This window comes from Anaeromicrobium sediminis (assembly GCF_002270055.1).
In the GTDB taxonomy this organism is placed as follows: Bacteria; Bacillota; Clostridia; order Peptostreptococcales; family Thermotaleaceae; genus Anaeromicrobium; species Anaeromicrobium sediminis.
In genome coordinates, this window is sequence record NZ_NIBG01000015.1 from 1 (window position 1) to 11,472 (window position 11,472).

The 11,472-nt window shown below is 31.3% G+C and carries 10 protein-coding genes and 2 other annotated features; of the genes, 4 read left to right on the forward strand and 6 right to left on the reverse strand.

All coding sequences use genetic code 11. The features are described from left to right. Positions 1-596: 596 nt before the first annotated feature. The 4 genes from leuB to CCE28_RS14955 are packed head-to-tail and all read right to left on the reverse strand — an operon-like array spanning position 597 to position 4,982. On the reverse strand, positions 597-1,655 hold the full coding sequence (gene leuB / locus CCE28_RS14940) for a 3-isopropylmalate dehydrogenase (protein WP_095134533.1): 1,059 nt from the start codon (positions 1,653-1,655) through the stop codon (positions 597-599). A gap of 20 nt (positions 1,656-1,675) precedes the next feature. Then, positions 1,676-2,164 (reverse strand): 3-isopropylmalate dehydratase small subunit, encoded by a 489-nt coding sequence (gene leuD / locus CCE28_RS14945; protein WP_095134534.1) that lies wholly within the window; start codon positions 2,162-2,164, stop codon positions 1,676-1,678. Between the two features lie 12 nt (positions 2,165-2,176). Next, the gene (leuC, locus tag CCE28_RS14950; RefSeq protein ID WP_095134535.1) at positions 2,177-3,436 is read right to left on the reverse strand and encodes a 3-isopropylmalate dehydratase large subunit; all 1,260 of its coding nucleotides are present in this window, start codon (positions 3,434-3,436) and stop codon (positions 2,177-2,179) included. Between the two features lie 13 nt (positions 3,437-3,449). Then, on the reverse strand, positions 3,450-4,982 hold the full coding sequence (locus CCE28_RS14955) for a 2-isopropylmalate synthase (RefSeq protein WP_278277567.1): 1,533 nt from the start codon (positions 4,980-4,982) through the stop codon (positions 3,450-3,452). Positions 4,983-5,263: 281 nt separating this feature from the next. Then, positions 5,264-5,485: a binding site (T-box leader), on the reverse strand. 563 nt (positions 5,486-6,048) lie between these two features. After that, positions 6,049-6,264: a binding site (T-box leader), on the forward strand. A 107-nt stretch (positions 6,265-6,371) separates the two neighbouring features. On the opposite strand from CCE28_RS14955, the gene CCE28_RS14960 reads away from it, so the two are divergent. The 3 genes from CCE28_RS14960 to CCE28_RS21880 are packed head-to-tail and all read left to right on the forward strand — an operon-like array spanning position 6,372 to position 8,505. Then, positions 6,372-7,430 carry a pyridoxal-phosphate-dependent aminotransferase family protein gene (locus CCE28_RS14960; protein WP_095134537.1) on the forward strand — a complete coding sequence of 353 codons (1,059 nt, stop codon included), beginning with the start codon at positions 6,372-6,374 and terminating at the stop codon, positions 7,428-7,430. 12 nt (positions 7,431-7,442) lie between these two features. Next, positions 7,443-8,351 (forward strand): D-2-hydroxyacid dehydrogenase, encoded by a 909-nt coding sequence (locus tag CCE28_RS14965; protein ID WP_095134538.1) that lies wholly within the window; start codon positions 7,443-7,445, stop codon positions 8,349-8,351. Positions 8,352-8,364: 13 nt separating this feature from the next. Then, entirely contained in the window at positions 8,365-8,505 is a 141-nt protein-coding gene (locus CCE28_RS21880; RefSeq protein ID WP_141228375.1) for a DUF1015 family protein, read from the forward strand. An 86-nt stretch (positions 8,506-8,591) separates the two neighbouring features. Here CCE28_RS21880 and CCE28_RS14970 read toward each other — a convergent pair whose 3' ends face one another. Beyond that, positions 8,592-10,595 carry a methyl-accepting chemotaxis protein gene (locus tag CCE28_RS14970; RefSeq protein ID WP_095134539.1) on the reverse strand — a complete coding sequence of 668 codons (2,004 nt, stop codon included), beginning with the start codon at positions 10,593-10,595 and terminating at the stop codon, positions 8,592-8,594. 157 nt (positions 10,596-10,752) lie between these two features. After that, positions 10,753-11,073 (reverse strand): hypothetical protein, encoded by a 321-nt coding sequence (locus CCE28_RS14975; RefSeq protein ID WP_176461853.1) that lies wholly within the window; start codon positions 11,071-11,073, stop codon positions 10,753-10,755. Between the two features lie 175 nt (positions 11,074-11,248). Here CCE28_RS14975 and CCE28_RS14980 point away from each other — a divergent pair, with 175 nt between their 5' ends. Further along, positions 11,249-11,398: a CDIF630_02480 family spore surface protein gene (locus CCE28_RS14980; RefSeq protein WP_095134541.1), complete on the forward strand. Its 150-nt coding sequence runs from the start codon at positions 11,249-11,251 to the stop codon at positions 11,396-11,398. The last annotated feature ends 74 nt before the right edge of the window (positions 11,399-11,472 follow it).

Below are 11,472 nucleotides of genomic sequence, written 5' to 3' on the forward strand. Positions count from 1 at the left end.
TACTGTTTAGTTTTCAAAGTTCAATGTTCTTAGCCGTCCCTCGACGACTTACTCAGTTTAACACATTTAAAAACTCTTGTCAAACTTTATTTTTGTTCATCTTGTTTTGTTTGTGTTCCTTGGTGCTAAATAATAGTAGCATGAAACCATGTCCTAATCAATACTTTTTTTGAAGTTCCTATCTTTCAAATTTTCTGTCTACGAGTATATACTAGGCTTGTACTATATAATACCCATATTTCTTTACCTTAAACTTTTTTCAAAAAACTTTTTACTTTAAACAAATTCTTTTGAAACTCAATAAACTCTGCACACCTACGAAGTGAAATGAATCAAAAATAAAGTNAACATCAGAACATCTTATGCTGTAAACAATTGTGAATCTTCTATCGTGAATATAAGATCCATACTCCCTAGTCTGATAGTGACTTACCTTTGAAACGTTTTGATTTATTGAACTGAAGTAGGTTCACATACCGCCGGCTTAAATATAGTCAATCCATATGTCAACTTATCTTTTCAAGATTTATTAAAACGAATTGTATTCACCAACCAAAAGAAAGAACTAGCCCTCAAACTAATTCTTTCTTTATATATTACTTTATTTCTTCTATTATTAAATCTGTCATTTCCCTTGTTCCCACTAACTTATTATTATCAGACATAATATCCCCAGTTCTATATCCCTTCTTAAGAACCTCTTTTACTGCCTCTTCAATTTTAGTTCCTTCCTTATATAGTCCCAAAGAATTTTTCATCATCAAACATATGGATAATATGGTTCCTATAGGATTTGCTTTGTTTTCTCCTGCTATATCAGGAGCTGATCCATGGATAGGTTCATAAAGACCTACTCCTTCTCCAAGGCTTGCCGATGGCAATACTCCTATGGAACCTACAATGGCACTGGCCTCATCTGATAATATATCTCCAAATATATTATTAGTAAGAATCACATCAAAATTAGCTGGCTGTCTAACTAACTGCATAGCTCCATTATCTATATACATATGTTCTAACTCTACTTCTTTATAATCCTTAGCCACTTCCTCTACCACTTGCCTCCAAAGTTTAGAACTTTCAAGTACATTGGCTTTATCTATACTAGTTACCTTCTTATTTCTATTCATTGCCATATCGAAAGCAGTTTTTGCAATTCTTCTTATTTCTTCTCTATTATATCTTTCCACATCATAGGCTTCATTTTCTTCTTTTCCCTTTTCCCCAAAATAAATTCCACCTGTTAATTCTCTTACTATACATATATCAATATTATCTTTTATAAGGCTACTTTTTAGTGGTGATGCTTCCTTTAATTCTTCAAATAATATGGCTGGCCTTATATTTGCATAGACCCCTAATGCTTTTCTTAATCCTAATAATCCAGCTTCTGGCCTTTCACTTCCCTTTAAATGATCCCATTTCGGCCCTCCAACAGCCCCTAATAATACCGCATCACTTTTTATACACTTATCTATAGTTTCATTAGGTATGGGGCTGCCTAACTCATCTATAGCCTCTCCACCTAATAGAGCCCTATCTATATTAAATTTATGTCCATATACTTCTTCTATTTTATTTAATACCCTAATACCCGAATCTATGATTTCAGGCCCTATACCATCTCCATATATAACACTTATATTAAATTCCATAACCATTACTCCCCTTTTATTTATCTCTTACTCTTTACATACTCTACAAGGCCACCTTGTTCTATAATTTCTTTTATAAACTCTGGGTACACTTGCCCTTTATAAGTTTCTTCTTTAGTAACATTAAATATAGTTCCCTCTTGAAAATCTACTTCTATAGTATCGCCCCCATCTATTTTCTCAAAGGCTTCATCGCACTCTAGTATAGGTAATCCTATATTAAATGAATTTCTATAGAATATTCGTGCAAAACTAGTGGCTATGACACAAGTTACTCCACAGGATTTTATGGCAAGGGGTGCATGTTCCCTAGAAGAACCACATCCAAAGTTTTTATTTGCCACTATAAAATCTCCTTTTTCAACCTTGGAGCTAAAATCCTTATCTATATCTTCCATACAATGTTTTGCCAACTCCATTGGATCAGAAGTATTCAAATATCTAGCAGGTATAATTACATCCGTATCTATATTACTTCCATATTTAAAAACTCTACCTCTATTACTCATGATCATTTCCCCCTATATGTTTTCCGGATTATATATTTTTCCCATTATGGCTGATGCTGCTGCCACAGCTGGACTAGCTAAATAAACTTCCGATTCCGTATGTCCCATTCTTCCTACAAAGTTTCTATTAGTAGTAGCTACAGCTCTCTCACCTTCAGCTAGTATTCCCATATGACCACCTAAACAAGGTCCACAAGTAGGTGTACTAACAAGGGCTCCACTTTCTATAAATATCTCCATTAACCCTTCCTTTATAGCTTGAAGATATATATTTTGAGTGGCAGGAAATACTATAGCCCTAATTCCTTTAGCTACTTTTCTTCCCTTAAATACTTTAGCCGCTTGCCTTAAATCTTCTATTCTTCCGTTAGTACAAGATCCAATTACTACTTGATCTATCTTCACATCTCCAACTTCATCTATAGTACGTGTATTATCAGGAGAGTGTGGGAATGATACAGTAGGTCTTATATCCCCTAAATCTATCTTATAAACCTCATCATAATAAGCATCCTCATCTGATTCATACACCTTAAATTCCTTTATTGAATGTTCTTTCATATAGTTCATAGTCTTTTCATCTACTATAAATATTCCGTTCTTTCCCCCTGCCTCAATGGCCATATTTGATATGGTAAACCTATCGTCCATGGATAATTCATTTATTCCCTCACCTACAAATTCCATAGATTTATATCTAGCTCCATCTACACCGATCATACCTATAATGTGAAGAATTATATCCTTACCACTAACCCATTTAGTTGGTTTTCCCACAAGTTCAAACTTTATGGCACTAGGAACTTTAAACCAACACTTTCCTCTAGCCATTCCAGCTGCCATATCAGTACTTCCTACCCCTGTAGAAAAAGCACCTAAAGCACCATAGGTGCAGGTATGCGAATCTGCTCCTATAACCACATCTCCTGCTACTACTAACCCCTTTTCTGGTAGCAAAGCATGTTCTATTCCCATTTCTCCTACTTCAAAATAATTTTTTATTTCCTTATCATAAGCAAATTCCCTAACCATTTTACATTGCTGAGCTGCTTTTATATCCTTATTAGGAGTAAAATGATCTGGCACTATCACTACCTTATCCTTATGAAAAACTTCCTTTGCACCCATTTTTTCAAACTCTTTAATAGCAACAGGTGTAGTTATGTCATTTCCAAGTACTATATCTAAATTTGCTTCTATAAACTGCCCTGCTTTAACAGATTCTACCCCTGCATGATTAGCTAGTATTTTTTGTGTCATAGTCATTCCCATAATTAAATCCCCCTTAGTTTCTTTCTTCATAAACTAGTTTGTTCACTGCATTTATATATGCTTTAATACTAGCCTCTACCACATCCGTACTTATTCCTCTACCCGTAAATATATTTTCATTCTTTTTAAGCTTTACTATGGCTTCACCCTGAGCATCCTTTCCTTCTGTAACAGAATGTAGATTATAATCTTCTAATGTAGCCTTTGTATTTACTATTTTTTCTATTGCCTTAAAGGCAGCATCTATTGGTCCATCTCCATCAGATATATCTCCTATATTTTTATCTTCAAAGTTTAAAGTTACACTAGCAGTAGAAGTTATAGTGTTTCCACTATTAGTAACAAATTTGTGTAATTCATAAACGTTTGGAATATGTGTTACTCTTTTTGATACAATAGCTTCAATATCTCCATCGTAAACATTCTTTTTCTTATCCGCTAATTTCTTAAATTCTTCAAAGGCTTCTTTTACCTCATTATCACTTAATTCATATCCTAAAGTCTTTAATCTATCTATAAAAGCATGTCGCCCAGAGTGTTTTCCTAAAACCATTTTATTAGTGTTAAGACCTACCGATTCAGGAGTCATGATCTCATAGGTACTCCTTTCTTCTAATACTCCATGTTGATGGATTCCCGATTCATGGGCAAAGGCATTTTCTCCAACTATAGCCTTATTAGGCTGTACTTCCACCCCTGTAATATTAGTTAAAAGCCTACTAGTTTTCATAATTTCCTTCGTATTTATACCTGTTCCATATTTTAAAATGTCTTTTCTAGTATTTATGGCCATTACAATTTCTTCTAAGGCTGCATTACCAGCACGTTCTCCAATACCATTTACAGTACACTCTATCTGAGTGGCTCCAGCCCTCATGGCAGCTATACTGTTGGCAACAGCTAAACCTAGGTCATTGTGACAGTGTACAGATATATCTATTTTATGAATACTTGGTGTATTCTCTTTTATCCTAGTTAAAAAATTATAATATTCGTCTGGAGTAGTGTAACCTACTGTATCAGGAATGTTTATTACAGTAGCTCCAGCTTTTATTACTTTTTCAAATATTTCTGCTAAAAATAGTGGATTACTTCTTGTGGCATCTTCGGCAGAAAATTCAATATCTTCGCAATATTTCTTCGCATATTTCACCATATTCACGGCATCTTCTATTACCTCTTCTGGTGTCTTTTTCAATTTATATTTCATATGAATAGGCGATGTGGCTATGAAAGTATGAATTCTTGGTCGTTTAGCATCCTTGACGGCTTCCCATGCACAATCAATATCCTTTGGTAAAGCCCTTGCTAAACTTGCTACTATGGGAGTACTAACGTTTTTAGCTATTGCATTTACTGATTTAAAATCTCCCTTTGATGCAATTGCAAATCCTGCTTCTATAATATCTACACCTAATCGCTCTAGTTGTTTTGCCATTTCTATTTTTTCATAAATGTTCATACTACATCCTGGAGATTGTTCTCCATCTCTTAATGTGGTATCGAATATCTTAATATTTTTCATAACAATCCTCTCCTCAAACATATTTATTTTATTTTAAAGTTAGCTAGACTTTAAAATATAAAGAGAGTTTATAAGCGCTTACAAACAATTTTTATTTAAATTAAAAAATGAAAAAGTCATACTTCGTATGATTCGTTATGGAACCCTATGGTTCCCGCAGGCGTCTGCTCTCACAAGCTGAACACCCTCCTTTAAAGAGACAGGGGAATTCTTCCCCCACACCCCCTTAATTTTTTTACTTATCTAGAGTTTTTAAAAATTTATAATTTCCTAGAAAGTAAAAAAACCCGTCCTTAATAAAAAATAAGGACGAGTTAACCCGCGGTACCACCTTAAATTGCCCATAAGGGCCCCTTAGTAGAATAATTTATCAAACCCTTTAACGGGGGTTATTCGTTTATCTCCTACTTTAGTTCAGAGATCCAGCTTAGGAGTGAGTAGTATCTTTTTAGGGTATCGGTTCACAGCACCACCGACTCTCTGAAACTCCTTTTAAAAAATACGCTCTCCGTCATAGCCTTTCATGTAACATTTAAATATATTGTTTTATATTTTATCAATTTTTTTTAGTATGTCAATAGGTTTTTTAATATTTTTTTAAATTTTTAGATAAATTGAAAAAGTCAAAAAAAACATTGCATAATTTAAAAAACTGTGATAAATTAATATACATAATCTAGTCCGTACTCCTAGTACATCTGTTTTTTAAAAAGTGCAATCTTTTTAATCTACAAACTATTTTATTTGGGTGACAACGCAGAAAAAATCTCTCTTTTGTGAAGAAGGAGGGATTTTTTCGTTTTTGAAAAAACAATAATCTTTTTCATATTACTTGCATATATTATTTAATAAGCTTTATTTTCTTTACAACTTCCTATGTATAATTATTCAGATTTAAGGAAATTCTTCTTCATGTTTTTAAATAAATTTCTTTAACTTTTATGTTTAATTTCACTATTGTATTTATATTAAGCACAATATAGTGAATATAGAAAAAAAATCAAAAAAACTTATTGCATTATGATTTTATATGTGTTAAATTATTAAACATAAATTTAGTTCGCATTTCCAACACAAGTGTTTTTTAATAAAGACTATGAAGGGAAATAGTAAGTAACCTTGTATCTTCAGAGAGTCGGTAGTTGGTGAAAACCGATGTTACATTTTACTGAATCCATCCCAGAGTTATAAAACTGAAATTAATAGTAGGTTTTATCGGTAGCCACCGTTACATGGCAATTGAGAGGATCAATTATTTTAATTGATTAATCAGGGTGGCAACGCGGAAACTTTCGTCCCTATATATGAGGGAGTGAAGGTTTTTTTTATTGCTTTTATTAATTCACAGGAAGTCTTGACTGAAATTTTACGTTTATTTTTCACAATATTCTGAATAGGAGGTTCGAAATTATGAAATTATTTATTCCAGGACCTGTGACGGTGAAGGAAGATGTTTTAAATCAAATGGCCACAGCCTTAATAGGACATAGGACACAAGATGCTTCTCAGTTACAGGAAAGTATAACTAGAAAGCTTCAAAAGTTAATGTATACAAAAAATGAAATATTATTATCTACCACATCAGGAAGTGGTCTTATGGAAGGAACTATTAGAAGTCTAACTAAGAAAAAAGCTGCTGTATTTTCCATTGGTGCCTTTGGCGATAGATGGTTTAAGATGGCAAAGGTTAACAATATAGAAGCAGATAAGTTTTCTGTACCTATGGGTGAAGCTACTACTCCAAAGATGGTGGAGGATGCTTTAAAAACAGGTGAATATGATTTAGTTACTATAACTCATAATGAAACATCTACAGGAGTTATGAATCCCATATATGAGATTAGTGAAATTGTAAAAAAATATCCCGACGTTATCTTTTGTGTAGACGCAGTCAGTTCATTAGGTGGAGTTAAAATCCCTGTAGATGAATTAGGCATTGATGTATGTATCACATCAACTCAAAAGTGTTTAGGTCTACCACCAGGTCTTGCTATTTGTTCTATCTCTGATAAAGGAATAAATCGTGCCAAAGGAATTGGACCTAGGGGTATGTATTTAGATTTACTTAGTATCTATGAATACTTAAAGAAAAAACACTATCAATACCCATCAACCCCTAATCTATCTCTTATGTTTGCCCTAGATTATCAACTAGGTAAAATATTGGATGAAGGATTAGAAAATAGATTTAATAGACATTTAGAAATGGCAAACTACGTTAGAGATTGGGCTAAAGAGAATTTTGACCTATTTGCAGATGAAAATCATTTATCTAATACACTTACTACTATTAAGAACACTAAGGAAATTAGTATAAAGGATTTAAATAAAAAATTAGAAACTAGAGGTTTCCTAATCTCAAATGGTTATGGAGATTTAAAAGAAAAGACCTTTAGAATAGCCCATATGGCTGATACTACCCTAGATGAAGTTAAAGAATTATTAAATGTTATTGAAGAATTTTTATAAGGAGGTATTTTTATGAATATATTAATAAACGATGGCGCCCATAAGGACACTATAACCACATTAAAGGAAAAGGGATTTAATGTTATTGATAAGCATTTTAATAAAGAAGAATTAAAAGAAAAAATTAAAGAAGTGGATGTTTTAATAGTAAGGTCTAAAACAAAGGTTACTAAGAATTTAATAGACGAAGCATTAAAGACTAGGAATTTAAAGTTAATATTAAGAGCTGGTGTTGGCCTTGATAATATAGATTTAAACTATGCTAAGGAAAATGGCATAGAAGTTCATAACACCCCCCTAGCAAGTAGCAGATCTGTAGCTGAATTGACTATAGGTCATATAATGTCTCTAGCAAGACATGTACACATTTCTAACGTGACTATGAGAGAGGGTAAATGGAATAAAAAGGATTATAAAGGATTCGAAGTCTTTGGTAAAACCTTAGGAATCATAGGTTTTGGTAATATTGGTAGACAAACGGCCACAATTGCTCAAGCCCTTGGTATGAATGTGATTTACACAGATAAACTTGGTAAAAGGGATGATTGCCCTGACTTTAAATTTGTTCAATTTAATGAATTACTAAGACAATCAGATTTCATAACTCTACATGTTCCCTTTATAAAAGACGAAGGTTATGTAATTTCTCATAATGAATTTAAGCAAATGAAAGATGGAGTATTCATAATAAATGTGGCTAGAGGTGGTGTAGTTTCTGAAGAAGCCCTTTTGAGAGCATTGAATGAAGGAAAAGTAGCCGGAGCTGGTATAGATGTATTTGAAGAAGAACCTACTAGAAATGAGGACCTTATTAACCATAACAAAGTATGTATAACACCTCACATAGGAGCATCTACTGCTGAAGCACAAGAAAGAATCGGTATGGAATTAGTAGATAAAATAGTTAATTTCAAAATGTAGTGAGGAAATATAAATGATAAATAAAAATTTAGATAATATGATGGATAAAAAAATACTAGTACAAAATACTAAACCCTCTCTCTATCTTTACCGGCAAGTAATGAGCAATAGAGTACAAATAAGTATTGTAACTTGTACTAGCATAAAGGAATAATTAAATAATATCATAAAAAAGCATGAATATACCATATTAAAGGGTTAAAAGTTTAGTAAAACGATTAACCCTTTAATAAAAAGTTTTTAAATATGAAATTTGTCTACAGTAGCTAATAGTTGTATTGACATATTAGCTAAATCATTAGCAGAAGCAGCAACTTCTTCTGATGCAGCTGTTTGTTCCTCTGCTAATGAAGATACTTGTTCTGTTCCAGTAGCAGCTTCCTGTATAATACTCGTTATATTTCCAATGGAATTTCTTATTTCTTTTCCAGACCCGTCCATTTCATTTATTGAATTTGCAACTTCTTCAATTTCTAGTGCCACATGTTTAATGGAATTAATAATTTCATTAAAAGTATATCCCGTTTTTGTAATTACTTCTTTTCCTGTATTTACTTCTTTATTTTCCTCTTCCATAGAAATTATAGATTTCTTAATTTCATCTTGTATTTCAATTATTAATTCAGAAATTTCATTAGAAGATTTCTGTGAATCCTCTGCTAATTTCCTTATCTCTTCAGCTACAACAGCAAAACCTCTACCATGCTCTCCTGCTCTTGCCGATTCAATTGCAGCATTTAAGGATAATAGATTTGTCTGTGCTGATATACTTGATATTACTTCAATTATTTTTCCAATTTGAATAGATCTTTCACTTAGTCCTATAATAACCTTTTCTGTATTTTTAGATGAAGATCTAATCTTTTCCATTTGCTGGATTGAATTATTAACTACATCTTTTCCTTCATTAGCAAGCTTTAATACCTTATCAGAAACAGAAACTACATCCTTTGCATTTTTATTGGATTTTCTTAATTCATCCATAAACCTTAAAATTACTGTATTAGTTTCTTCAATATGATTTCTTTGTTCTTTTGTTCCTTCACTGATTGCTTCAATTGTGATAGCTGTTTCACTTGTTGCTTTTCCACATTCCTCAGAAGCTGCTGCTAATTCTTGACTAGAAGCTGACACATTATTGGCCGTACTATATACATTCTTTATTAAATCTCTTAAATTCTCTTGCATCTTCTTAAAGGCCATTCCTAAATTTCCTATTTCATCTTTAGAATTTACTAGTACTTCTTCCTTTAAGTTCCCTGAAGCTATTGTTTCAGCCACTTTTACCATTTTTTCTATTGGTTTAGTTATCAAGTTAGAAATATATACTGCAATACAAATTGATATTAAAATAATAACTGTAATAATTATTATAATCTGAGTTTTTAATCTATCTGCATCTTCATGTATTGATGTAGAAATATTTTTATATGATTTTTCTATTAAAGGTTCCAGTTTATGAATTTTACTTCTATAATTACCAATTAGACCCTCTGTAGGTTTAAGACCTATTTCCTTGTCTATAGCAATTGTTTCCTCAAATTTTTCTTCATAAATACCCATGAATGATTTTAGCTTTGATTTATCATTATTGTCATAGTTTGATTCATCTACTATATTGTTAAATTGTGAAACTATTCCTTTGAAATCATTTAAATATTTTATATCTTTTCTTAAGAAATAATCCTTTTCAGCTTTCCTTGCTCTCAACATGGAAATCTGTAATTTATCACTATTCGGCATACTTTCCAATATACTTTCAACATTATGAACACTATCTCTTAATTGTCCAATCAAACCATAATCCTTAAAACCTCTTGTCTTTATTCTTTCAACTACCTTCATAAAGTCATGATGATATTCTTCAACTACAGAGTTGATCTCATCTAAATTTTTAATATTCTCTGGGTTATTAATTATTGTGTCATTTTTTCCTATTAATTCTATAGTCTTTTGAAATTCACTAAAATTTGACTCAAACTTATCTATGTATTCACTTTTTCCCGTTTTGAAAAATTCTAAATTAGTTTCCTCCCGCAAGAGAAAGTCCTTTTCATTTTTCCTCATTTCCAACATGAGTTTTACAAGTTTTTCATTATTCTTTATTAAAGGAATTTTATTATCTACAATCTTTCTTATAGATGTAAATGATATACCACCTAAAACAATAATAAATACCATTAATATTAAGAAACCTGAAAGTATTTTTCTCCTTATTTTCCAATCCCTAAACCTGAATTCCACCTAACATCCTCCCACTTTAAATTTATTGATTATTAACAATTTTCTACATAATTTTATATAATTTTTACATTTTTTTCAATGTATCCTTCATTTTTTGGGACATTTTTCCTAAAAAAATACAACATTATATAGTAATGTTGTATTTTTCGTTTTTTAATTATTCTCTTTTAAAGGTTATCATTTCATTACCTCTATATACTAATATTCCTTTTTGACCTTCTTCTATTAATTCATATTCCTTATAATTAGTGACTACTTCAATAAATTCATTCCCATTAGTTTTAAATATCATAGTATATCTTCTTGTTAAAAAATTACCAAATATTGATGGCTTTTTTATAAAAAAGAAATTGTATATTTCTTTGTGTATGAGTTCAACTTCTTCCGTATATATTTTTATTTTTTTTCTTTGAACATAACATATAATATTCCATAGTATTTGTAATAATACTATAGCTATAAATATGCTACAAGTCATACACTCACAACACATAAGCACCTTCCAAAGTTTTATGACTTTATTTTTACATTAAATTTAATTAACTGTCCTTAATTATAAATTATTCTTACTCTATATATCCCCTTTATTTCCATTAATTTTTATAACTTTTTTTCTTATTAGAGAAGATACTAATAATATAAGGAGGTATTATATGAGAAAAAAAATAAAAAAGCCCGTTGAAAATCACCAAACTGCCGCATGGGCAAATGTTGAGCAATTAAAAGGTGAAGCAAGAGTTCCCATTCCTGCCACATTAGAAGTAGATAATGCAAGAGAATGGATAGAACAAAACGAAAAATAATAAGTTTTAATTAATGCTAACCTAATCATTTCTTTGTTTCTATACTATATGAAAAGGACTCATATTTATATGAG